General features: G+C 51.0%; 18 protein-coding genes and 1 tRNA gene. 14 read left to right on the top strand and 5 right to left on the bottom strand.

What is annotated here, in order from left to right:
• Positions 1 to 44 precede the first annotated feature (44 nt).
• Both ACKU4E_RS05535 and argH read left to right on the top strand, forming a co-directional pair.
• Positions 45 to 1,274, top strand: a complete 1,230-nt coding sequence (locus ACKU4E_RS05535; RefSeq protein WP_320170083.1) for an argininosuccinate synthase — start codon at positions 45 to 47, stop codon at positions 1,272 to 1,274.
• Positions 1,275 to 1,723: 449 nt separating this feature from the next.
• Positions 1,724 to 3,112 (top strand): argininosuccinate lyase, encoded by a 1,389-nt coding sequence (argH, locus tag ACKU4E_RS05530; protein WP_320170082.1) that lies wholly within the window; start codon positions 1,724 to 1,726, stop codon positions 3,110 to 3,112.
• 37 nt (positions 3,113 to 3,149) lie between these two features.
• On the opposite strand, the gene ACKU4E_RS05525 is transcribed toward argH, so the two are convergent.
• Together ACKU4E_RS05525 and ACKU4E_RS05520 are read right to left on the bottom strand one after the other, a co-directional pair.
• Positions 3,150 to 3,539, bottom strand: coding sequence for a hemerythrin domain-containing protein (locus tag ACKU4E_RS05525; RefSeq protein ID WP_320170081.1), 390 nt, complete (start codon positions 3,537 to 3,539; stop codon positions 3,150 to 3,152).
• A gap of 124 nt (positions 3,540 to 3,663) precedes the next feature.
• Positions 3,664 to 3,757, bottom strand: a tRNA-Sec gene (locus tag ACKU4E_RS05520).
• Positions 3,758 to 3,951: 194 nt separating this feature from the next.
• Between ACKU4E_RS05520 and ftsH the strand changes: the two genes are divergently transcribed.
• The 8 genes from ftsH to priA are packed head-to-tail and all read left to right on the top strand — an operon-like array spanning position 3,952 to position 13,912.
• Entirely contained in the window at positions 3,952 to 5,991 is a 2,040-nt protein-coding gene (gene ftsH, locus ACKU4E_RS05515; RefSeq protein WP_320170080.1) for an ATP-dependent zinc metalloprotease FtsH, read from the top strand.
• 3 nt (positions 5,992 to 5,994) lie between these two features.
• Positions 5,995 to 6,837 carry a dihydropteroate synthase gene (folP, locus tag ACKU4E_RS05510; RefSeq protein ID WP_320170079.1) on the top strand — a complete coding sequence of 281 codons (843 nt, stop codon included), beginning with the start codon at positions 5,995 to 5,997 and terminating at the stop codon, positions 6,835 to 6,837.
• Entirely contained in the window at positions 6,837 to 7,583 is a 747-nt protein-coding gene (gene cdaA, locus ACKU4E_RS05505) for a diadenylate cyclase CdaA (RefSeq protein WP_320170078.1), read from the top strand. The genes folP and cdaA overlap by 1 nt, the downstream gene beginning before the upstream one ends.
• A 2-nt stretch (positions 7,584 to 7,585) precedes the next feature.
• On the top strand, positions 7,586 to 8,506 hold the full coding sequence (locus ACKU4E_RS05500) for a CdaR family protein (protein WP_320170077.1): 921 nt from the start codon (positions 7,586 to 7,588) through the stop codon (positions 8,504 to 8,506).
• A gap of 33 nt (positions 8,507 to 8,539) precedes the next feature.
• Positions 8,540 to 9,889 carry a phosphoglucosamine mutase gene (glmM, locus tag ACKU4E_RS05495; RefSeq protein WP_320170076.1) on the top strand — a complete coding sequence of 450 codons (1,350 nt, stop codon included), beginning with the start codon at positions 8,540 to 8,542 and terminating at the stop codon, positions 9,887 to 9,889.
• Positions 9,890 to 9,942: 53 nt separating this feature from the next.
• The gene (gene galU, locus ACKU4E_RS05490) at positions 9,943 to 10,812 is read left to right on the top strand and encodes a UTP--glucose-1-phosphate uridylyltransferase GalU (RefSeq protein WP_320170075.1); all 870 of its coding nucleotides are present in this window, start codon (positions 9,943 to 9,945) and stop codon (positions 10,810 to 10,812) included.
• Positions 10,803 to 11,570 carry a hypothetical protein gene (locus ACKU4E_RS05485; RefSeq protein ID WP_320170074.1) on the top strand — a complete coding sequence of 256 codons (768 nt, stop codon included), beginning with the start codon at positions 10,803 to 10,805 and terminating at the stop codon, positions 11,568 to 11,570. The genes galU and ACKU4E_RS05485 overlap by 10 nt, the downstream gene beginning before the upstream one ends.
• The gene (gene priA / locus ACKU4E_RS05480; protein ID WP_320170073.1) at positions 11,570 to 13,912 is read left to right on the top strand and encodes a primosomal protein N'; all 2,343 of its coding nucleotides are present in this window, start codon (positions 11,570 to 11,572) and stop codon (positions 13,910 to 13,912) included. Before ACKU4E_RS05485 ends, priA begins: the two co-directional genes overlap by 1 nt.
• A 105-nt stretch (positions 13,913 to 14,017) precedes the next feature.
• Here priA and ACKU4E_RS05475 read toward each other — a convergent pair whose 3' ends face one another.
• The 3 genes from ACKU4E_RS05475 to ACKU4E_RS05465 all read right to left on the bottom strand — a co-directional run bounded on the left by ACKU4E_RS05475 (position 14,018) and on the right by ACKU4E_RS05465 (position 14,922).
• On the bottom strand, positions 14,018 to 14,251 hold the full coding sequence (locus tag ACKU4E_RS05475; protein ID WP_320170072.1) for a SlyX family protein: 234 nt from the start codon (positions 14,249 to 14,251) through the stop codon (positions 14,018 to 14,020).
• An 87-nt stretch (positions 14,252 to 14,338) separates the two neighbouring features.
• Positions 14,339 to 14,605: a hypothetical protein gene (locus ACKU4E_RS05470; protein WP_320170071.1), complete on the bottom strand. Its 267-nt coding sequence runs from the start codon at positions 14,603 to 14,605 to the stop codon at positions 14,339 to 14,341.
• A gap of 41 nt (positions 14,606 to 14,646) precedes the next feature.
• Entirely contained in the window at positions 14,647 to 14,922 is a 276-nt protein-coding gene (locus tag ACKU4E_RS05465) for a FeoA domain-containing protein (protein WP_320170070.1), read from the bottom strand.
• 211 nt (positions 14,923 to 15,133) lie between these two features.
• Between ACKU4E_RS05465 and carB the strand changes: the two genes are divergently transcribed.
• The 4 genes from carB (at position 15,134) to ACKU4E_RS05445 (ending at position 23,077) form a co-directional block, all read left to right on the top strand.
• Entirely contained in the window at positions 15,134 to 18,367 is a 3,234-nt protein-coding gene (carB, locus tag ACKU4E_RS05460) for a carbamoyl-phosphate synthase large subunit (protein WP_320170069.1), read from the top strand.
• Positions 18,368 to 18,657: 290 nt separating this feature from the next.
• Positions 18,658 to 20,052 (top strand): amidophosphoribosyltransferase, encoded by a 1,395-nt coding sequence (gene purF / locus ACKU4E_RS05455; RefSeq protein ID WP_320170068.1) that lies wholly within the window; start codon positions 18,658 to 18,660, stop codon positions 20,050 to 20,052.
• A gap of 27 nt (positions 20,053 to 20,079) precedes the next feature.
• Positions 20,080 to 20,607, top strand: a complete 528-nt coding sequence (locus tag ACKU4E_RS05450) for a zinc/iron-chelating domain-containing protein (protein WP_320170067.1) — start codon at positions 20,080 to 20,082, stop codon at positions 20,605 to 20,607.
• A 67-nt stretch (positions 20,608 to 20,674) separates the two neighbouring features.
• Positions 20,675 to 23,077: a PBP1A family penicillin-binding protein gene (locus ACKU4E_RS05445; protein WP_320170066.1), complete on the top strand. Its 2,403-nt coding sequence runs from the start codon at positions 20,675 to 20,677 to the stop codon at positions 23,075 to 23,077.
• Positions 23,078 to 23,413: the final 336 nt, after the last annotated feature.

The raw sequence follows: 23,413 nt of genomic DNA, 5'->3' as shown, positions 1-23,413 counted from the left end.
CGGAGATCCGGTCGGAGATATTTGTAATCAAGAGGATTGTTAAAATGAGCAAAATCGAAAAAGTAGTATTGGCTTATTCCGGCGGTCTTGATACCTCCATCATCCTGAAATGGATCAAGAAGGAATATAACTGCGAAGTAATCACTCTCACCGCAGACCTCGGTCAGGGCGAAGAACTGGACGGCATTGAGGAAAAAGCCCTCAATACCGGTGCCACCAAGGCCTATGTTGAAGACCTCAGGGAAGAGTTCGCCCGCGATTTTATTTTTCCCGCGTTTCGCGCCGGGGCTATTTATGAAGGCCGTTACCTGCTTGGAACTTCCATCGCTCGTCCGCTGATCGCCAAGAGACTGGTTGAGATTGCGGAAAGCGAAGGAGCACAGGCCGTTGCCCACGGTGCAACCGGAAAGGGCAATGACCAGGTCCGGTTTGAACTGGGAGCCATGGGCATGGACCCCAAACTCAAGACAATTGCTCCCTGGCGTGAATGGGACCTCAAGTCCCGTACCGATCTCATGGCCTTTGCAGAGGAGAACGGTATTCCCATCCCGGTAAACCGCAAGAAACCCTGGTCCATGGATGCCAACCTGCTTCACGTGAGCTTTGAAGGTGCTGAACTGGAAGATCCCTGGAACGCTCCGTCCCCGGAATCCTACCGTTATTGCACCCCCATTGAAAAAGCACCGGATGAGCCTGAAATAATCACCATTGATTTTGAAAAGGGTGATCCCGTTGCCATCAACGGAATCAAGTATTCTCCGGCTGCTCTTGTGGAAAAGCTGAATGAAGTAGGCGGCAAGCACGGTATCGGTCGTGTGGACATGGTTGAAAACCGGTTCGTCGGCATGAAATCTCGCGGTGTGTACGAGACCCCCGGCGGAACGATCATCCACGCTGCCCATCGCGACCTTGAAGGATTGTGCATGGACCGTGAAGTAATGCACCTGCGCGACAGCCTGATTCCCAGATATGCCGAAATGCTTTACAATGGATTCTGGTATGCACCGGAACGCATTGCGCTTCAGGCCATGATCGATGAAACCCAGAAGACCATAACCGGAACGGTTCGTGTAAAGCTTTACAAGGGTAATGTTATCCCTGAAGGCCGCAAGTCTCCGTACTCTCTGTACCGTGAAGACCTCGCAACCTTTGAGGAAGACGAAGTCTACAACCAGAAGGATGCCGAAGGCTTCATCAAGCTGGTAGGACTGAGACTCAAGGGCAAAACCTCTTCGGGCTCCAATTGGATCAAAGAATCCGATGTAGAAGATTAATATGGTTTATTTACCCGGACGGACCCAAGGCCCGTCCGGGTTTTCACTATCCTGCCCGGCATGCTGACTCAGCTGACGGCAGGGTTTTTATTTTATCAACCGTATTACGGTTTTTGGGTATAATTAAAGCAGGTTGTGAAGGCATAACTTGAATATTTTATGAAAGTAATGTTTTGCCAAATGAAGTGGCAAAGCCTTAACGGAAGGTTTTGGGATTCTCAAGCCCTTTTGCAAAAGAGTTTGAGGCCCCGGCAGGCCTTACAGTCGCTAAAACAAAAAGCTATGTTTTTGTTTTAGCTCTCTGTTGAGAGCAGAGATGCGCCCTGCGAGGCAGCCGACGGCGAAATCAAATATATTAAAAGCGCGCAGCGCATCAAAGCGTCAAATATAGAAATCATACACAGCGGCACCATGCCGTTAGTCGTACCGGACGTAAAAAAGAGGTAGCAATGGCTGACAATAAACTCTGGGGTGGAAGATTCGCCCGCAAGACCGCGGCATCTGTTGAGGAATATACCGAATCCGTAAGTTATGACCGGAACCTTTATCGTGAAGATATCGCAGGTTCTCAGGCCCATGCAAAAATGCTGGCCGAGCAGGGAGTGCTGACCTCCGAAGAGGCCGAAACTCTCATCAAAGGGCTGGATACGGTTCTTCAGGAGATCGAGTCCGGTAAATTTGAATGGAAAAGGGAGATGGAAGATCTCCATATGAATATTGAGAGCCGACTGACTGAAATAGTCGGTGCCGTTGGCGGCAAGCTGCATACCGGGCGCAGTAGGAACGATCAGGTGGCGACCGATTTTCGTCTGCATGTCCTGCGTTCCCTTGAAGCATGGAGAGAGGCTCTTGTCAGACTCGTGAAAAGTTTTGCGGAAAAGGCCGGTGAAAACACGGATGTGCTTTTGCCCGGATATACACATATGCAGCCTGCCCAGCCAGTAAGCCTTGCTCATCACATGCTGGCTTATGCTTGGATGTTCAAGCGCGATTACAGCCGGGTGGAAGATTGCCTGAGAAGGGCGGATGTATGTCCGCTGGGAGCTGCCGCTCTGGCCGGGACCACATATCCGCTGAATCCTTCGTCTTCGGCAAAAAGCCTGGGCATGAGCGAAACTTTCCGCAACAGCCTTGATGCTGTTTCCGACCGCGATTTCGTCATGGAAGCCATGTTTACCGGCAGCTTGATCATGACCCATCTTAGCCGCATCTGCGAGGAACTTATCATCTGGGCCAACCCCTGTTTCGGTTTTGTCCGTCTGCCGGATGAGTTTTCGACCGGATCGTCCATTATGCCGCAGAAGAAAAATCCGGATGTGTGCGAACTGATGCGCGGTAAAACCGGAAGGGTTTTCGGTGACCTCATTTCACTGATGACTACCTGTAAAGGACTTCCGCTTGCCTACAACAGGGATATGCAGGAAGACAAGGAACCTTTTTTCGATTGCGACAAGACCGTGCTGGCTTCGGTTTCCATCATGGCTGATATGATGACGGCAATGGAGTTCAAGCCGGAAAATATGCGTGATGCCCTGAAGAAGGGATTCCTTAATGCCACCGAGCTTGCTGATTATCTTGTGGGCAAGGGTATTCCTTTCCGTGAAGCGCACCACATTACCGGCTCTGCTGTTGCACGGGCGGAAGAGGAAGGTCGCGGACTTGAGGACATGAGCCTTGACGAACTGAAGACTTTTTCCGACAGGATTGAAGAAGACGTTTTCGAGGTCCTTTCGTACGATGCCGCGGTCCGCCGCAGGGTTTCTCCCGGGAGCACCGGTCCGGAATCGGTTTCCGCACAGTTGGCCGAACTCCGGGAATGGATTCAGCCCAAATCATAATTTAAGAGTATTCCAACCGGGGGATTCCACTTTGCAGTCAGTGGTTTTCCCCGGCCTTTACCTTTGCCAGATCAACCATGTCTGTTTCCAATATGTGTTCGAAGAGCCATTTTTCAAGAAAGTCGCACATTCCCTGTGCAAGCAGGCAGCTGTCGGTCAGATTTTCAAGCCGATATTCTTCAATCTTTTCTGTAAGAAGATTGTGTTTTTTCTGATGAGCTTCAAAATTTTCAACCTTGCTTTCCTTGAGTAATTTTTCTTCTGTTTCAAAATGATAAAGGGTGTACAGATGAAGTTCATCAATCAGGGTTGCGAGTTTTTCAGAGTCGGTACGGTCGCAATTCTTTATTTTTTCCAGAATAGTCAGGAAAGTCTGGTGCTGGCTGTCTAAGATGCCTATCCCGGTATGGAGATCGTAGTCTGTCATCCTCTCTCTCCTGTTGTTTTTGAACAATATTCAATGTAAATAATACAGCATTGATCAGTCAGGGCAAGATAAAACGCAGTACGGGTCGAAAAACCGAGAATATTTGAAGGAATTTGTTATGAGGTGGCGGAAGTGTATAGGAGTCGAACCTACCGACGAGGGTTAACCCGTCCACTGGATTTGAAGTCCAGGCGCCACACCGGTGACGATACACTTCCATTGGAGAGAAAAATCAGCTACCAATTTTATGAACCGAGGGCAAGCATTAATAATATTTCTCTAAATGGCTTGCCTTTTGCCGAATTAACCTTATTAATAGCTGATTGAAACTAGCTGCTGATGTAAATTAAATCCGGGCCTGGCGGAGAATATATCCGACTTGTAAGCCGGAAACATATCAAGGAGTTTTAATTTGAATAGTTTTGCCAAGAATCTCTTGGTCTGGGTAACGATCATGCTGGTTATGATTGTCCTGTTCAATCTTTTCAACCAGCCGCAGGCATCCCAGCTTAAACTCTCCTATACCGATTTCCTCATGAAGGTGGACGAAGGAGAGGTTATACAGGTCAAGATGCAGGGGCAGAAAATCAGTGGGGTAATGGTAGGTGACAAACGGTTTGTGACCTATAATCCGGATGATCCCACTCTCGTCCAGAACCTGATCAAGAAGAAAATAGAAGTCGTTGCGGAGCCTGAAGAAGAGGCCCCGTGGTATATGACTTTGTTTATATCGTGGTTCCCGATGCTTTTGCTTGTCGGGGTTTGGATCTTTTTTATGCGCCAGATGCAGGGAGGCGGCGGAGGTCGTGGCGGGGCCATGTCTTTCGGTCGGTCCCGTGCCCGCATGATCAACGAGGAAACCGCGCGCGTCACTTTCGAGGATGTTGCCGGTGTTGATGAGGCCAAGGACGAGCTTGAAGAAGTTGTCCAGTTCCTCAGCGAACCTCGTAAGTTCACCCGTCTCGGTGGCCGCATACCCAAAGGTGTTCTGCTGGTGGGCCCCCCCGGAACAGGTAAAACCCTGCTCGCAAGGGCTGTTGCAGGAGAGGCCGGTGTGCCGTTCTTCTCCATATCCGGTTCCGACTTTGTCGAAATGTTTGTCGGTGTCGGTGCTGCACGTGTGCGTGACCTGTTTACTCAGGGCAAGAAGAATGCTCCGTGTCTGATTTTTATTGACGAAATCGACGCTGTCGGTCGTCAGCGCGGTGCCGGTCTCGGAGGCGGTCACGATGAACGCGAACAGACCCTTAACCAGTTGCTGGTTGAGATGGACGGTTTCGAGTCCAACGAAGGGGTAATTCTTATTGCCGCTACCAACAGACCGGACGTTCTTGACCCGGCGCTGCTGCGTCCCGGACGTTTCGACCGTCAGGTTGTGGTTCCCACTCCGGATGTGCAGGGGCGTGCTCATATCCTTAAGGTACATACCCGCAAAACCCCGCTGGCCGGTGAGATTGATCTTGATGTCATTGCCCGCGGAACTCCCGGTTTTTCCGGTGCGGATCTTGAAAACCTCGTTAACGAAGCCGCGCTTTATGCTGCCAAGAACAATCAGGACAGCGTGAAGATGGCCGACTTTGAAGAAGCCAAGGACAAGGTTCTGATGGGCCGTGAACGCCGCAGCCTGATCCTGACCGATGACGAGAAAAAGACTACCGCTTATCATGAAGCCGGGCATGCACTCATCGCCAAGCTTCTCAAGAACTGCGATCCGGTTCACAAGGTAACTATCATTCCCCGCGGAAGGGCGCTTGGTGTAACCCAGCAGCTTCCCGTGGATGACCGCCATAACTATTCCAGAGCATATCTGGAAGATACTCTGGTAATGCTGCTGGGCGGAAGGGTGGCCGAGGAACTTATCCTCGACCAGTTGACCACCGGAGCAAGCAACGATATCGAGCGTGCCACCAAGATGGCCCGTTCCATGGTCTGTCAGTGGGGCATGAGCGACAAGCTCGGACCCATGACTTTCGGTGAGAGCCAGGATCAGGTCTTTCTCGGCCGTGAACTTGTTCAGCACAGGGACTTCAGCGAGGACACCTCCCGTCTCATCGATTCGGAAGTGCGCCGTATCATCGATACTGCACACGAAACGGCCCGCAGGCTGCTCAGTGAAAACGAGAAGCATCTTCATGCAGTTGCCGAGTCACTGCTTGAACGTGAAACCATTGCCGGAGATGATATCGATACCCTTATGGCCGGTGGTGTGCTTCCTCCCCTTGAAACCGTATCCAGGGTGAAAACCTCTTCCGCAGCCAGGGCATACGGTTCTGCCGCTCAGGCCGGTTACACTCCGGTTAAGGAACAGCAGGATAAGGCTGATGAAGAATCCGGGGATGATTTCTCTTTTGAGGAACATTCAACTGATGCGGAACAAGATGTTTCCGAAGCGGATAAAGAAAAGAAGCCCGAAGAAGCTGAATCTTCCGAGGACAAAAAAGGCTCTGAATAATAGATGACCAAAGAATATTCATGGACCGTTATGGGGGGCAGGGTTTTAGGCCCTGCCCCCTTTTTAATTGCCGGTATTGTCAACGTTACCCCGGATTCCTTTTATGACGGGGGCAAGAATTTTGATTCGCGTACAGCTGTGGCTCATGGGCGGCTGTTGGCGGAGCAGGGAGCGCATATCCTCGATATCGGAGGGGAAAGCACAAGACCTTTTGCCGATTCTGTTTCCGAGGCCGAAGAACTGGCCCGTGTCATTCCGGTTATCCGTGAATTGGCGACCGATTATGTTGTTTCCGTTGATACGGTTAAGGCCGAGGTGGCCCGTCAGTCCATTGAGGCTGGTGCTGCAATCGTAAATGATGTTTCCGCTTTTTCGCTTGATCCTCAACTGCTTGAAGTCGTTGCTGATTTAAAGCCCGGGTATGTCCTTATGCATAGTCAGGGAAAACCTGAGGACATGCAGATTGCCCCCAGATATGATAATGTGGTAGAGGATATTTTGACCTTTTTTAAAAAAAGTCTTGAAAAACTTGTAAAAGCAGGCTTACCGGAGAATCGTATAGTGCTTGATCCGGGTATAGGGTTCGGTAAAACCATGGAGCATAATCTGGAAATATTGCGGAATATCGACCAGGTTGCCGAACTTGGTTTTCCTGTCTACATGGCCCTTTCAAATAAGTCCGTATGGGGCTCATTGCTGGGTCTTGGACCGGATTGCAGGCAGAATGCCACTCAGGCGGCTACGGCCGTTCTGGCCGCACGGGGGATTCCCATTCACCGTGTGCATGAAGTCGAACTGACAAGCCAGACTTTGAAGATAGTTAAGGAGATAGGCGGGGCGAATTAATGTTCGAGCTGTTCGGATTTCAGATTTCCTGGAAAGAGCTGCTGGACATAGGTCTGGTGGCCGTAGTCTATTACTACGTAATTCTCCTGGTACGCGGCACCCGTGCTGCTGCGGTCATCTGGGGTCTCATGCTTCTGCTGCTTGTTTACTACCTGTCGGACGTCTTCGGCCTGTACACTCTCAACTGGCTTCTGACCAATTTCCTGAGTTCAATCTTTCTGGTAATAATCGTCCTGTTTCAGCGGGACATCCGCAAAGGTCTGGCCCAGATGGGGGCAGGTCGTCTGTGGCGCAGAAACGACTATGATTTAGCTGTAATTGACGAAATCTGTTCCGCAATGGATTCCATGGCCCGTCAGAAGATAGGGGCTCTGCTTGTCATTCAGAAAAATGTCCCTCTGGGAGATATCATAGAGAAAGGTGTTGAAATCAACGGTCGGGTCAGCAAACAGCTGCTTATCAATATTTTCTGGCCCGATACTCCGTTGCATGACGGGGCGGTGGTGGTCAATTCAAACAAGATTGTCGCCGCTTCCTGTATATTGCCGTTGGCCCAGGTTTCCACCCGGCAGAGTTCCATAGGAACCCGGCACCGCGCGGCTCTGGGGATTAGTGAGGAAACCGATGCCGTGGCTATCGTTGTTTCCGAGGAACGCGGAACCATTTCCGCCGCGATAGGCGGAAAGCTGACTACAAGTCTTGATATCACCCGGTTGAAGCGGGTGCTCAAAAACGTTTTTAGCTGAGTATGTCTGCACAACGCTGGAAAATTGCCGCACTGGCAATCCTTATGGCCCTCCTGACCTGGTATCTGGTTACCGGAAGGGACCTTGTTGAAACCTGGGTTGAATTTCCGCTTGAGATTATAAACCCTCCGCAGGGCATGATAATCCGTGACGGGATGATAACCAAGGTTTCCGCGCGACTGCGCGGTCCCAAGGGGCTTATACGCAATCTGGATACAAAAAAACTTGCCTATTCCCTTGATACCGGCAATCTGGTCGTCGGCAACAATCCCATAGAAATAGTTCCGGAGAGGCTCGGACTCGGTAGTGCCCTTGAAGTGGTGGAAATCAAGCCTTCTCACATCAATCTGGTCATGGATATGTATGTGAACAAGAAGGTTGCAGTTATCCCCGTATGGAAGGGAGATCTGCACCGCGATTATGCGCTCAAGGAAAAGCGCTGCGATCCTGCCGAAGTCGTTCTGCGCGGTCCCGCCTCTGTTCTTAAAAAGGTCGCGCAGGTAAATACCCAGCCTGTTCTCATCGATACCAATACCCCTGAAAACTGGGATGGTGATGTTCCTCTGCATCTTCCACAGGCTGTAGAGGCAACCCCCGGCATGGTTCATGTCTATCTGGATTTTGCAGTGCGCCGGGGTAAAATGTGGGTTAAGGTTCCGCTCTATATCCTGGGACCGGAAGATGTTGACTTCTCTGCCAGTCAGAATTACGTCAGGCTGCTTGTGGAAGCTCCTAAACCCTTTTTCCGTAAAAGCGGATTCAGAAACGAAATTACCGCTTCGATTGATCTGAACGCCACAATTCCGGACGGCGATAACATTATTCCTTATGAAGTAAGTCTGCCTAAAGGGTGCAGCATAACCAAACAAAAACCGGAAGCAATAACAGTAACCGTATCCAGACAGGCTTTACCGGGACATTGATGCCCGCAGCCACGACATTTTCGGGAGATTTTAATGAATAAACGTTTATTTGGTACCGACGGCCTGCGCGGGCAGGTCAATATTTTCCCCATGACTGCCGAGATTGCGCTTCGACTCGGCCTTGCCGCAGGTTATTATTTCAGAAACGGCAAACAGCGGCACAAGGTTATCATAGGCAAGGATACCCGTCTTTCGGGATATGTTTTTGAATATGCGCTTACTTCCGGGCTGTGCGCCATGGGTATGGATGTTTTTCAGGTCGGGCCGATGCCTACTCCGGCTGTGTCTTTTCTGACGAGAAACATGCGTGCCGATATCGGCATAGTTATTTCAGCCTCTCATAACCCGTTCATGGATAACGGAATCAAGTTTTTTGATTCGCAGGGGTACAAGCTCCCTGATGATGTCGAAGACGAGATTTCCGCCATGGTTATGTCCGGGGACAGCAACTGGGACTACCCGCAGTCGGAGAAAGTGGGCCGCGCCTTCAAGATAGAAGATGCACGGGGAAGGTATATTGTCTACCTGAAGTACAGTTTTCCGCAGGATATGACGCTGAAAGGAATCAAGATGGTTCTCGACAGCGCCAACGGAGCGACTTACAGTCTGGGGCATATGTTCGAAGAGCTCGGTGCCGAAGTTGTCAGAATAGGCAACAAACCGGACGGCCTGAATATCAACGACAAATGCGGCTCGCTCTACCCCGAAGTCATGGGACGCCGTGTGGTGGAGGAGCATGCTGATATAGGCCTCGCTCTGGACGGCGACGGTGATCGTCTCATTGTTGTGGATGAAAAGGGGCAGGTGCTTGACGGTGACCTGATCATGGCTCTTTGTGCGGCCGATCTCATGGAACGGGGTAAGCTTGCCAAGAATATGCTTGTTGCAACTGTCATGAGCAACATGGCCCTGGAAAATTTCATGAAGGAACGCGGCGGCACCATGCTCAGGACCCCGGTGGGTGACAGATACGTGGTGGAAGCCATGCGCAGGGAAGGAGCCGTTCTGGGCGGAGAACAGTCCGGTCATCTCATCTTCAGGGAATACAGCACCACCGGTGACGGACTGCTTGCAGCGTTGCAGTTATTGCGTATAATATGCACAAAAAACAGACCTCTTTCCGAACTTTCCGGTCTGCTTGCTCTCTATCCTCAGAAGCTGCAGAATGTTCACGTTCAGCGGAAAATTCCATTTGATGAAGTTCCTGCCGTGCGGGATGCTCTCAAGCAGGTGGAACATGAGCTGGCAGGCAAGGGACGGGTGCTTTTGCGCTATTCCGGCACCGAGTCCGTTGCAAGGGTTATGGTTGAAGCTGAAGACAGCGCCAAGGTTGAACTTTACACCTCCGGTCTTGCCAAGGTGCTGGAGGAAAATTTACGCTAATATTTTTTCAGTTGCGTAGGTGCAAACTGAATCTACCCAAGGAGTCTTAATCAATGGTCATCAAGAAAGTTATTATTCCGGTTGCCGGATGGGGCACCAGATCATTGCCTGCAACCAAGAATATTCCCAAAGAGATGCTGCCCATCTTCAAGAAGCCTGTTGTTCAGCATGTGGTGGAAGAAGCAATGTCCAGCGGGCTTACGGATGTTGTTTTCATCAACAACCAGAACAAGAAGATCATTGAAGACCATTTCGATTACAACCTTTCTCTGGAAGACGTTCTTGAGCGCGGCGGTAAGACAGAGGCTCTTGAGGAAGTCAGAAGAGTGGCGGAGATGGTAAATATCATTTCCGTTCGTCAGAAAAAACAGCTCGGCCTCGGGCATGCGGTTCTCTGCGCCAAGGAAGTCTGCAAAAACGATCCCTTCGCCGTAATGGTCGGTGACGACCTTATGTTCGGTATGGAACCCGGCATCAAGCAGCTTATTGACGCGGCTCGGACGGAAAATATGGCCGTAATCGGCGTTATCGAGGTCCCCGAGAACAAGGTCAACAGATACGGAATCATCCAGGGCGAGGAATTTGCCCCCGGAATGTACCGCGTCCGTTCTCTGGTTGAGAAACCGGCCATCGGTCAGGCTCCTTCCAGGCTGGCCATTGTCGGACGTTATGTATTGCTGCCGGAGATTTTTGATCACCTTGAAAATGTCGAGCCCGGAGTGGGTGGAGAAATCCAGCTTACCGATGCCCTGCAGGGACTGGCCGCAAACAACAAGCTGCTGGCCGTAAAACTGCGCGGGCAGAGGTTTGACGCCGGGGACTGGGTGGACTATCTTACCGCGAACGTTTATTTTGCACTTCAGGATGAAGAATTGCGTGACGGCATAGTATCCAGATTGCGGGAGCTCCTGTCTTGTTCGTAAAAAAGATCAATTTTTATGTGATGCTTACAGTCCTTGCCGCGACCCTGCTTGTCTGCAGCCCGGCAAGGGCTTTTTTTCCGTCCGACCAGGACATTGATGAGACAATGTACCGCAACTACGGCGCATTGACTTCATATGAGGCGGTAATCACCTTTCCTTCCGAGCCGGGAACAAGTCTGACTCTTCGTCGCGGGTACGACCGCTGGCAGCAGACTTTCAGTTGTGCGGATGGAAATGCCACTGTTGCTGCGGAAAGTGTCGGGCAGTATTTCAAGACTATTGCCCAGTGTCCGCAGAACGGTGATATGCCTGTTTCCGTGCTTCAGCTCTGGGCGCCGGACGATCCGGTCAATGATTGGATGTCGGCAGGTTTCAGCAATGGAACGCGGAGCTACGGTTTTTATGAAGACACGCCTGTTTTCGTGTTCGGAGCTCAGGCCGGAGATGAGAATTCTCCCCAGATCTGGTTCGATAACGAGAATTTTGTTCCGCTCAAAATTATTCTCGGAGCCGGAAGAAGTATTACTTTCGGGGGATATTCCAAATTTGCAGGTTTTATCCTTCCCCACAGCGGAACGTTGACTTCCGGTGACGAAACCGTTGATTTCAGGATTGAATGGAAGGGCATCAGGAAGAAAATCGCTTCGGCTCTTTTTTCGCCGGTAGCCGTAAAAAAGAAAACCGGTTGCGCAGTGCCTTCCGGATCGGTCTACGAGATGCTTCGCAAATGCCTCAAGCTTAAATTGATGGATAAATAATGACTGTCCTCTGGCAGGCCTGCCTCGCCAGTCCGCCTTATTCAATATACACTTACGTTGCGCCCGCTGATATTCCGGAACTCTCGGAAGGTCAGCGGGTGCTTGTGCCTTTGGGGCGTTCCGTGCGGGTCGCCTTCCTTATGGAAACCGTAGAATCCGGTCCCGAAGGGGTGGAACTTAAATCCGTTATCTGGCCGCTGGAACGGGTCCCCCTGCTGAACCCCAATCATTTCAAGCTGTATCGCAGCATAGGCGCACGGCAGATGCAGCCGCTTGGCAAGGTGCTGGAAAATGTCGTACCTGCCCGCTTTCGCAGCGCAAGGATTTCTTTTCGAGTTGCGGACAGAGGTTTTCCTTCCCGTTTAAAGGGCCTTGATATTGCGCGCATGCCGGTGGAAAGACGTCTGGAGCTTGTTGAAATATACAATGACGGCCGGATGGACGTCTGTCTTCCTGCTTCGCTTGAAAAGGAAGAATATGTAAGTCTTGCCGCAGATCCTCCATGGCCGGTCAGGCCGAATGCCGCCCGGCAGTTGCAGCTGCTGGAATATCTGTATGAAAACGGGCCGAGGGAGAAGGGTTTTTTAAAGAACGTTCTGGGCGAATGGACCGGGGGTGTCATCAGGAAACTGCATTCCGATTCTCTCCTGAAGATAGGCCCTCCTCCGGATGACGAATCCGATCCTGCAGAGAAGTGTACTGCCGGAATGCCCGCTTGGGATTTCGTCCCGACCGAGCAGCAGGAACAGGCTATTTCCGATCTTTCCCATGCTCTTGATGAAGGTCACAATGCCGTTCGGCTGCTGCACGGTATAACAGGAAGCGGCAAGACGCTGGTCTATATGACTGTTGCCAGACGCTGCATGGAGCAGGGCAGGTCGGCGATCATACTGGTTCCGGAGATTGCTCTTGCGTATGCCCTATGGAACGGAATATGCCCTCTTTTTCCGGACAGCAGGAAATATCTCTATCACGGCTACCAGACTCCGGTACGCAAGGAAGCCATTTTCCGTGCTCTGGCCGAGGATGACAGCCCCGCCCTGATCATCGGAACCCGTTCGGCTCTTTTTCTTCCTGTCCGCAATCCCGGTCTGATCATCGTGGATGAAGAGCATGACGAATCGTATAAGCAGGAAGAACGCCTGCCGTATCAGGCCAAGGAAGTGGCGTATTATCTTGCCGGATTAACCGGAAGCCTGCTGGTTCTGGGCTCTGCCACACCGGATGTGAAAACTTTTTTTGCGGCAAAACAGGGTGCTTTTGATGTAATTTCCATGGAGAAAAGGGTCGGGAAGTCCGTACTTCCCGCAGTTCGTGTTGTTGATGTCTCGGCTATAAAAGACCCTGAACAGCCTTTCGCCCCGGAAACACAGGCCAGATTGCTTGAGGTTGTGGAAAAAGGCGAGCAGGCCGTGGTCATGCTCAACCGCCGTGGATTTTCTCCGATTATTTATTGCACCGATTGCGAAGAGCCCATCAAGTGCCCTCACTGTAACGTCAGTATGACCTATCATAAGGCAAGGGAAAGGGTGATCTGCCATTATTGCGGCAACTCCTATCCTTTTCCGTTGCCGTGCACGGCATGCGGCGGCAGTAATCTGCTGCCTCTTGGTGGAGGCACGGAGCGGCTGGAAGAACAGGTCGCCAAGGTGCTGCCCAAAGAAGCGAAGATTCTGCGTCTGGACCGGGACTCAACCCGCAGGCAGGAAAGACTGGACGAGATTCTGAAAAGTTTTGCCAGGGGTGATGCGCAGGTACTGGTCGGAACGCAGATGCTTTCCAAGGGCCACAATTTTCCCGGTGTCACACTGGTTGTTGTGTCTGAGGGTGATCTGGGGCTGAATCTGCCGGATTACCGGTCCGCGGAGCGGACATTCCAGCTTCTGGTGCAGGTATCCGGAAGGGCCGGGCGCGGAGACAAGCCTGGTGAAGTCATCATTCAGACCCGCAACCCGGAAAATCCGATCTGGTCCGCGGTAACATCAGCGGATTATCAGACTTTCTTTGAAAAGGAGATAGAGCGGCGCAAGAGATTCCGCTACCCGCCCTTTACCAAATTGACCCTGATCAGGATAAGTTATCCGCTTGGCTGGGAAGGAGAGGAGCTTTGCCCCGGTTTCTTCGCAGCAGTAAGGGATGCCGCTCGCGAAGCCGGTCTAATGGCGATGGGCCCGGTTCCTGCTCCTCTTTCGCAACTGCGCGGGCGTAAGCGTTTCAACTGTCTGCTCAAGGCGGATGACTGGATGAAAAGCAGAGAGCTTTACGGCAGGATTCTCGTACTCAATCCGGACAAAAAGAATATCCGGATCACAATGGATGTTGATCCGGTAAGCATGCTGTGATGCTGGATTAAGTCTGGTTGCAGGTGGCCTAGTACTAAGTGCGGCCGAAGCAGATATGTCCTGAAAGGGCTGGTGATTGAATCCGGGATTCGTCCATCTGATTCGTTAAACCTGCCCGTAATGCGGGGGAGGGGCGTCATCCATGGGGGTGGCGTGTGCAACGGCTTCTTTCAGGTCTTTCATCTGTGCCGCCATAATTGCGATTTTCTTTTCCAGTTCGCCTATCTGTTTTTGCTGTGCTATAATGAACCGGTTCAGTTCTTCAAGCGTCTGGTCCTGCAGAGCCAGCGCTGTTTCCAGCCGCTCTATGCGTTCTTCTTCGGAGTAGTTTGTTTCCATATGCGGAAAATGCCAGAATGCGGAATAATAGGCAAACAGAGATTTCAGTGAGAGGATGCGGGATGAGGATTCTATGCCGCCTGCAGGCTAGGCTTTTGTCTTTTTCGGAAGGTCGTAAGGCACATCCGCACCGTTGATAACGAGGTTTACAACGCGTCCTTCGGTCCGTTCCGCGAATTCTTTGTAGCTGTTCAGGGAGTTCATGGTCGCCACTGTATCCTGTGTATTGGACCAGACTCCGTAGTCGTTCTGCAGTCTGTCATGCCACTTTTTCATTTCGAGCATGGTCAGGGACAGAGGTGAGCGGTCATTGGCAAGAATTTCTATGGATCGCCATTTTGAATTTGAATCCATGTATGAATCTCCTGCAATTTATTATGCTGTATTCAGGGGACTTAATATGTTTTTCGGCAGTCGTCGCAATCGCGTACCGGGATGGCCATGATTTTGGCTGCCATCTCACAGCCGATTGCAAACTGGGAAGATCTGACCCTGATGGTCATTCTTCCGCAACTGCTTAGTACTGTGATTATTGTGCCGGGGATGATGCCAAGGGCAAGCAGCCTGCTGCGGCAGCAGCGTCCGCCTTCCAGGGCGGTCACTCTTACCGACACACCGTTTCCATAGCAGGAAAGAGGTCTTGGAGTAGTTTTTTCAGTAAGTGCGTTCATTGCAATTGAGATTTAAAGTCAATTATGATGTTTGTCAATAAGTGAACAGTCTTAGTTGCTAAATAATATAAACGTTAGAGGGGTTGCCCATCTTGCAATAATAATTTATATCTTCTCGTCTCTTCACAGGTCCTATGCGCGAACATAAGTTCGCCGAGACATAAACAGGACCGCACAGCCAATATCTCAAACCTTTATTTGGGTGGAGTTCATGCCTAAACGCACTGATATCAAGAAAATTATGCTCATCGGCTCAGGGCCGATCGTAATCGGTCAGGCCTGCGAGTTCGACTATTCCGGAACTCAGGCTCTCAAAGCTCTCAAAGAAGAAGGATACGAGGTCATCCTCGTAAATTCCAATCCCGCGACTATTATGACTGATCCGCACCTTGCGGACCGAACCTATATTGAACCTATTGAACCTGAAACAATCGCCAAGATCATCGAGAAGGAAAGGCCCGATGCCCTCCTGCCGACCCTTGGCGGCCAGACCGCGCTTAACACCGCACTGGCTGTGGCTGAAGCCGGTGTTCTCGATAAATTCAATGTTGAACTTATCGGCGCATCCGTTGATGTTATTGAAAAGGCGGAAAGCCGTGAGCTTTTCCGTGCAGCCATGGAAAAGATCGGCCTCAAGGTTCCTTCAAGCGGAATCGCCCGAAATATTGATGATGTCCGCTACTGGGGCAAGCAGCTCAGCTTCCCGATCATCATCCGGCCCGCCTTTACTCTCGGCGGTACCGGCGGCGGTGTGGCTTACAATCTGGAGGATCTGGAACACATAGCCATGCAGGGTATTGCCGCCAGCCTTCACAGCGAAGTAATGCTTGAGGAATCCATCCTCGGCTGGAAGGAATACGAGCTTGAAGTCATGCGCGATCGCAAGGATAACTGCGTGATCATTTGTTCCATCGAGAACATTGATCCCATGGGGGTGCATACCGGTGACTCCATCACCGTGGCCCCTGCCCAGACCCTTACCGACCGGGAATATCAGGTCATGAGGGACGCTTCCCTTGCAATCATGCGCGAAATCGGCGTTGAAACCGGTGGGTCCAACGTTCAGTTTGCCGTCAATCCGGAAAACGGGGAGCTTGCGGTCATTGAGATGAACCCCCGTGTTTCCCGCTCGTCAGCCCTGGCTTCCAAGGCTACCGGGTTCCCCATTGCCAAGATCGCGGCCAAACTTGCCGTCGGCTACACGCTGGATGAAATTCCCAACGACATCACCCGCGAGACCATGGCGTCTTTCGAACCTACAATTGACTACTGTGTCATCAAGATTCCGAGATTTACTTTCGAGAAATTCCCCGGTTCCGAAGACTATCTGACCACTGCCATGAAGAGTGTCGGCGAAACCATGGCTATCGGACGTACATTTAAAGAATGTCTGCAGAAAGGGCTGCGCTCACTTGAAGTGGGTATGCCCGGTTTCGGCAAGAAGTTCGATAAATGCGATTTTGACCGCGAAAAACTCGTCGGCCTGTTGCGCAAGCCCAATTCCAAGCGGATTTTCTTTCTGCGGGAAGCTTTTCTCTGCGGCATGACTCTGGAAGAAATTTTCGATATCACCAAGATTGACCCCTGGTTCCTGCATCAGTTCGAGGACATCGTTAAATTCGAGGATGAACTGAGGACCTTCACTCTTGAGGTCGGAATGTATTCCGGTGATGAGCGCGTTGCCACAATGTTTAAAAAGGCCAAGGAATACGGTTATTCCGATCCTCAGCTTGCGTCCATGTGGCGTGAAACAGAAGAGAATGTACGTAATTTCAGGAAAAAGCTTGAGCTTATTCCCACATACTACCTTGTAGATACCTGTGCTGCCGAATTCGAGGCATACACACCGTATTTTTATTCCACCTACGAATCCGGTCAGGAAGCCGCTCCCATGGAGGACCGCAAGGTCATGATCCTTGGGGGAGGGCCCAACAGGATCGGTCAGGGGATCGAGTTTGACTACTGCTGCTGCCATTCTTCATTTGCGTTGAATGAAATGGGCATAAAGTCGATTATGGTCAACTCAAACCCGGAAACAGTTTCAACCGACTACGATACCTCGGACAGACTTTATTTTGAACCGCTCACCTATGAAGATGTGCTCAACATCATCGAGTTCGAGAAGCCTGAAGGCGTAATTGTCCAGTTCGGAGGTCAGACTCCGCTGAACCTCGCCATTCCGCTGCTCAAGGCCGGAGTCAATATTCTGGGAACTTCCCCGGACGCCATTGACCGTGCGGAGGATCGTGAAAGGTTTCAGGCCCTGCTCAGAAAGCTGGATCTGAAACAGCCGGACAACGGCACGGCCATGTCTCTTGAAGACGCAAAGGTTATCGCCGCCGATCTCGGTTATCCTCTTGTGCTGCGTCCCTCCTATGTCCTCGGTGGTCGGGGCATGGACATCGTATACAGCGATGAGGAATTTGATTCCTATTTCCGCGAAGCAGCGGTTGTTTCTCCTGAGCATCCCATTCTCATTGACAAATTCCTTGAGAATGCGATCGAGATTGATGTTGATGCTCTTTCGGACGGCGAGCAGACCTACGTTGCCGGTGTCATGGAGCATATCGAAGAAGCCGGAATCCATTCCGGCGACTCCGCCTGCGTACTGCCTCCGCATACCCTGAGCGATGCAATCGTGGAAGAGATCAAAAGGCAGACCGTGGCGCTGGCCGAAGAGCTTGAAGTCGTCGGTCTGATGAACATTCAGTTCGCGGTGAAGGATGATGTTGTTTATATCATCGAGGTAAACCCCAGAGCATCGCGTACTGTGCCTTTTGTCAGCAAGGCTACCGGAATTCAGCTTGCCAAGATGGCAACCAAGGTAATGCTTGGCGAAAAGCTGAAGGATCTTGATCCCTGGTCCATGCGCAAGGAAGGTTTTTATTCCGTCAAGGAAGCGGTTTTCCCCTTCAACAGGTTCCCGAATGTCGATGTAATGCTCGGACCTGAAATGCGTTCAACCGGTGAAGTCATGGGTATGGATTATACTCCGGGACTGGCCTTCATGAAGGCTCAGCTCGGTGCCGGTCTCAAACTTCCCCTTGAAGGAACGGTCTTCATCTCCGTCAAGGACCGGGACAAGGAAAGCATCCTTCCCGCTGCGGCAAACTTCAGCGAACTCGGTTTCCGCATACTGGCAACCGGAGGTACTGCAGATTTCCTTAATGAAAAAGGGATAAGTACCGAAAAGATACTCAAGGTAAACGAAGGAAGACCTCATGTTGTCGACTACATCAAGAACGGCCACATTGATCTTCTTATAAATACCCCGTCCGGAAAACAGACGGTCACCGACTCCAAGGAGATACGGCAGACTGTTTTGCTTTACGGTCTGGCATACACCACAACCGTGGCCGGAGCCCATGCCATGAGTCTGGCAATCAAGGAACGGCGCGGAAAAGGGCTTGACGTGCAGTGTTTGCAGCACTATCACGGCATGTAACAAATTCTGACTGGAAATATCGGGCCGGGCATAACTGCTCCGGTCCTTTTTCCTTTTAGCGGAAGCGGCGTTCAAGAGCTTCTTATCCAGTGGTTTTTTAGTGACTGCTTTCGATGTTACCTCTTTAATTATTAGGGATTCCAAAGGGAGTTATTCCCTTATTAATTAACCCTTACGACCAAAACCGGTTTGTTTGCTTTCAGCTATTCATTGTAATAGTTAAAACAGCAATTCAAGTCTGATCATGCAATATGCAGGCTAAACATGCAGTCAATGCAAGAGCAGGAAAGATGAAAAAAGAATATTGCGGACTGTTCGGAATATACGGACATCCTGAAGCGGCTAGAATGACCTATTTCGGCCTTTACGCCATGCAGCACCGCGGGCAGGAATCTGCCGGCATAGTCACCTGGGATGGTGACAGTATCCGTGAGCAGAAGGGCATGGGCCTTGTCGCCGATGTCTTTAACGAGCGTCACCTCGGCAAGGAACTCAAAGGTGATATCGCTGTCGGGCATATCCGCTACTCGACAACAGGTGCTTCTCTTATCAGGAACGCCCAGCCGTTTCTGGTGCGTTTCGGTGATTTGCGCCTTGCCATTGCCCACAACGGCAACCTCGTAAACACCAAGGAACTGCGTGAAGAGCTAGAAGCTCAGGGCTCCATTTTTCAGACCACTATGGATTCGGAAGTCTTTGTCCACCTGATTGCCAAGAACCTGAACGGCAATACTATTGAAGACGCCATAATGAAGACCTGCCGCAAGGTTAAGGGCGCCTTCTCGCTGTTGATAATGGCCAATAACAAGCTTATCGCGATAAAAGATCCTCATGGTTTCCGCCCGCTGGCTATGGGCCGTGTCGGCGATAACTATGTATTTGCTTCCGAAACCTGCGCCTTCGATCTGATTGATGCCGAGGAAATACGTCCCCTCAATCCCGGTGAAATGATTGTGGTGGAAGACGGAAAGCTCACATCATACACATATTGTGAATCCATCCCCAGACGTCAGTGCATATTCGAACTCATTTATTTTGCCCGTCCGGACTCCACTGTTTTCGGTGAAGTAGTCTACGAACGGCGCAAGAAAATGGGTGCAGTCCTTTCCACCGAAAAGCCGGTTGATGTTGATTTTGTAATGCCTTTTCCTGATTCCGGTAACTACGCGGCTGTCGGCTATTCGCAGGAGTCCGGCATTCCCTTCGAGCTGGCCATGATCCGCAACCATTATGTCGGCAGAACTTTTATTCAGCCCTCTCAGGACATGCGTGATTTCAGCGTGCGTGTGAAGTTGAACCCGGTAAAATCTATGATCAAGGATAAAAAAATCATGATCGTGGAAGATTCTATTGTACGCGGCACCACCACCCGCACAAGAATCAAGAAACTTCGCGAGATGGGTGCCCGTGAAATCCATATGCGGGTCAGCTGCCCGGCTATCCGCTACCCATGCTATTACGGGATTGACTTTTCTTCCAAGGGAGAGCTTATTGCCGCCAACAGCACAGAAGAGGAAATCGCACGTTTCCTCGGCCTTGATTCTCTGCACTATCTTTCTATTGATGGATTGCTCAGTTCTGTGGGAGACAAGGATTCATACTGTCTGGCCTGTTTTAACGGTGATTATCCTATTCCTCCCTGCAACGGATACGGGAAGATGTGTTTTGAGGACGAAAACAAGTAATTTTCGATCACATGGAGTGCTCATCTGATGAAGGATCCTTTTGTCTGCGCACGCTGTGCCGCCAAGGGACCCACATGTTGTGAAATAACTCCGGGTCTCGAAGAGGTCTGTTTTCCTGTTTCAGATTTTGAAAGGGAACGCATCCGCGAGTGCGTTCCCTATTCCGGCGGGTTCGTTTTGCAACCGAACACCGCCGTTTTTATTGAAAATCTGCTCAGGCTGTTTCCGGATCAGCGCAGAACTGTACGGGAAGTGTTTCCTCCCGGAGGTATGCACTACAGGCTGGCGGTGGACTCTTCCGGGAAATGTGTCTTTCTCGGTGCCGAAGGGTGCCGCATTCCCGTGGAGGCCAGGCCGTTCTACTGCCGTCTTTTCCCTTTCTGGATAGATGAGCGGGGCCGGATAAGCCTGCTTGAAATAGAACGATGCCTTGCCAGGCATGAAAATAAGACCCCGTCCAGGTTGTTCGGGGCGCTGGGAACTTCCCAGTCGAAGGTCCGGCAGCTGCATGCCGGGCTCAGAACCGCATGGGGATTTGTTCCGCATGGTGAATAGCAGCGTGCGGCGCCTCTACATTGCGCCTGAAAGTGAAACGAATACCGTCAATTGCCGAGTTCCTTAAATGAAAAAAGTTTATAAGATTTCACTGATCGTATTGCTTGTGATCGGTATCCTCGGAATAGCATCGCTGGCCGGGCTTTATTTCTGGGCTTCCAGCGAGCTGCCCGGATTCAAGAATATAACCGACTACAACCCTCCGCTGGTAACTACCGTTTACACCAGAAATAAGAAAGTTCTGGGGTATTTTTATAAGGAAAAACGTTTTCTGGTACGCATGGACGAAATGAGCCCTTTTCTGCCCAAGGCTTTTCTTGCGGCGGAAGATGCTTCTTTTTACGAACATGACGGAGTCGACCTTACGGCCATTTCCCGTGCATTCGTTGCCAACATGAAAACCGGCGCAAGGACTCAGGGCGGCAGTACAATTACCCAGCAGATCATCAAAAGGCTGCTTCTGTCCCCGGAAAAAAGCTACAAGCGTAAACTTAAGGAAGCCATCCTGGCCTTTCGCCTTGAGCACTACCTTGAAAAAGATGAAATCCTGACCATCTATCTGAACCAGATTTATCTCGGAGCCGGAGCCTACGGGGTAGAAGCTGCGGCCAGGACTTATTTCGGAAAGCATGTCGGTGAGCTCAGCATTGCGGAATGTGCGTTGCTGGCAGGACTGCCGCAGGCTCCCAGTCGCTATGACCCCTACAAACACCCGGAAAAGGCAAGAGCCCGTCAGCTTTATGTGCTGGGCCAGATGTACGAACACGGCTGGGTTAATCGCGAAGAATACAACAAAGCCGTTGACGAGCCTCTTGTCTACGGCAGTATGGAAGATCCTTCATGGAAGCACGGAGCTTACTTTCTTGAGGAGGTTCGCCGCTGGCTTGTGGATAAATTCGGAGAGGAAACCGTCTACACAGGTGGACTGAACGTCTACACCTCCTGCGATATCAAGCATCAGGATGCTGCGGATGAGGCCGTTAAGGAAGGGCTTGAAAATTCTACCTTTCGTCGTGGATGGAGAGGTCCTCTCAAGCAGCTCAAACCTGAGCAATATGCAGAATTTCTGGCCTCTGATATTATTCCTGAGTCGCAACTGCGTCCCGGAAAATGGGTCCAGGTACTGGTTACCAAGGTCTCCAAAAAGGAAGCACAGGTAAAATTCAACAAATACGCTGCGGTAATGCCGGTTACCAGCATGGGCTGGTGTCGCACCCCTGATGTGAAAAAAGCACATGATGAAGTACGTCCCAAAAAGGACGCCACGGAAGTTCTCAATAAAGGTGATGTTGTATGGGCAAAGCTCGACAAGGCTTTTTTCAAGGACGGCAGTGAAGTCAATTTCAATCAGGTCGACCCTGATACCGATACTCTCGGCGATGTAAGCTGGGAGGTCTCGCTGGTTCAAAAACCCATTGTACAGGGTGCACTTGTCTCCATGGACCCCAAGGACGGAGAAGTCCTTGCCATGGTAGGCGGCTATTCCTTTTCCGAAAGCCAGTTCAACCGCGCAACTCAGGCCAGACGGCAACCCGGTTCGGCGTTCAAACCCATAGTCTACTCCACAGCTATGGATAACGGGTTTACTCCCGCATCAATCCTCATGGACGCTCCTTTCGTTTATACGGATATGGAAGCCGGAAAGCTCTGGAAGCCGGAAAACTTTGAAGGTGTCTTCTACGGACCGACCCTGCTGCGTACCGCGTTGGTGAAATCACGAAATCTCGTTACCATCAGGCTGGCCCGCAAACTCGGCATCGACAAGATAATAAAACGGGCTAAGGACATGGGGCTTGAAAGCGATTTCCCGCAGGACCTGTCCGTGGCACTGGGGTCCGCCTCCGTAAGTCTGCTGAACATGGTCGAAGCCTATTCCGCTTTTGCCCGTGGCGGAACGCGTGTAAAAGCCCGGATGATTCTTTCGGTGAACAGCCCCTGGGGAGATCTCCTCTATGAGTCCAAGCCCGAAGTGACCGAAGCTATCAGCCCCCAGACGGCCTACATAATGTGCTGTCTGCTCAAGGAAGTTGTTCAGCACGGCACAGGCTGGCGCGCCAAGGTCCTTAAACGGCCCGTTGCCGGTAAAACCGGTACAACCAACAACGAACAGGACGCATGGTACATGGGATTTTCACCCTATCTGCTTACCGGTATTTTTGTCGGGTTTGACCAGCTTACCCCCATGGGCAAGTGGGAAACAGGTTCGCGTGCGGCAAGTCCTATCTGGGTTTCCTATCGCAAACAGGTTGAAAATGACTATCCCTACACGGACTTCACCCAGCCCGAAGGTATAGTTATGGCGAAAATTGACGCATCAACCGGACTGCTGGCAGGGCCATCGTCCGCAGAGTCCTTCTTTTTACCATTCAAGGAAGGAACGCAGCCGACCAGAACAACCCCCGGTGCGGACGGAGATTCCGGCAGTGGAGGGTCAGGTTCAAGCGAAGACCTGTTCAAGCAGACCTTTTAATCTGTATTAATGGAGTTGCTGGCCGCCCCTTAAGGTGTTGCCTACCGGCGTCCCTTAGGGTGTTGCCTGCCGGCGGCCCCTCCGGGGGCCAAAGAAACTTTTTGGGAAAAAGTTTCTCTGGACTCTTCAAAAACTTTTTAACGATGCTTCGCAGCTTCGTGAGGCGAAGCTATATGAAATATGAAAGCCCCTGTCGGTAAATTACCGGCAGGGGCTTTTTTTGATATTAGTAGCTTTTTATTTGTACGAATGTCTTATTAATCCTATGCTTGGTCTTTAGCTTGTTGTTCTAATAACTGGTTGAATGTTAATGGCATTTAGTCGTGTGGAACGGCG

Source organism: Maridesulfovibrio sp., assembly GCF_963677005.1.
GTDB lineage: Bacteria > Desulfobacterota > Desulfovibrionia > Desulfovibrionales > Desulfovibrionaceae > Maridesulfovibrio.
Note: the sequence above shows the minus strand (reverse complement) of the source record. Positions and strands in the feature narration are given on the sequence as shown.

Bases quoted from the DNA above. Each gene is read 5' to 3' on its own strand.
- folP (WP_320170079.1), top strand. From the start codon at position 5,995: ATGACCAAAGAATATTCATGGACCGTTATGGGGGGCAGGGTTTTAGGC.
- ACKU4E_RS05445 (WP_320170066.1), top strand. From the start codon at position 20,675: ATGAAAAAAGTTTATAAGATTTCACTGATCGTATTGCTTGTGATCGGT.
- ACKU4E_RS05525 (WP_320170081.1), bottom strand. From the start codon at position 3,539: ATGACAGACTACGATCTCCATACCGGGATAGGCATCTTAGACAGCCAG.
- ACKU4E_RS05450 (WP_320170067.1), top strand. From the start codon at position 20,080: ATGAAGGATCCTTTTGTCTGCGCACGCTGTGCCGCCAAGGGACCCACA.
- ACKU4E_RS05470 (WP_320170071.1), bottom strand. From the start codon at position 14,605: ATGGATTCAAATTCAAAATGGCGATCCATAGAAATTCTTGCCAATGAC.
- cdaA (WP_320170078.1), top strand. From the start codon at position 6,837: ATGTTCGAGCTGTTCGGATTTCAGATTTCCTGGAAAGAGCTGCTGGAC.
- purF (WP_320170068.1), top strand. From the start codon at position 18,658: ATGAAAAAAGAATATTGCGGACTGTTCGGAATATACGGACATCCTGAA.
- ACKU4E_RS05475 (WP_320170072.1), bottom strand. From the start codon at position 14,251: ATGGAAACAAACTACTCCGAAGAAGAACGCATAGAGCGGCTGGAAACA.
- ACKU4E_RS05465 (WP_320170070.1), bottom strand. From the start codon at position 14,922: ATGAACGCACTTACTGAAAAAACTACTCCAAGACCTCTTTCCTGCTAT.
- galU (WP_320170075.1), top strand. From the start codon at position 9,943: ATGGTCATCAAGAAAGTTATTATTCCGGTTGCCGGATGGGGCACCAGA.
- glmM (WP_320170076.1), top strand. From the start codon at position 8,540: ATGAATAAACGTTTATTTGGTACCGACGGCCTGCGCGGGCAGGTCAAT.
- priA (WP_320170073.1), top strand. From the start codon at position 11,570: ATGACTGTCCTCTGGCAGGCCTGCCTCGCCAGTCCGCCTTATTCAATA.
- ACKU4E_RS05535 (WP_320170083.1), top strand. From the start codon at position 45: ATGAGCAAAATCGAAAAAGTAGTATTGGCTTATTCCGGCGGTCTTGAT.
- ACKU4E_RS05500 (WP_320170077.1), top strand. From the start codon at position 7,586: ATGTCTGCACAACGCTGGAAAATTGCCGCACTGGCAATCCTTATGGCC.
- argH (WP_320170082.1), top strand. From the start codon at position 1,724: ATGGCTGACAATAAACTCTGGGGTGGAAGATTCGCCCGCAAGACCGCG.
- carB (WP_320170069.1), top strand. From the start codon at position 15,134: ATGCCTAAACGCACTGATATCAAGAAAATTATGCTCATCGGCTCAGGG.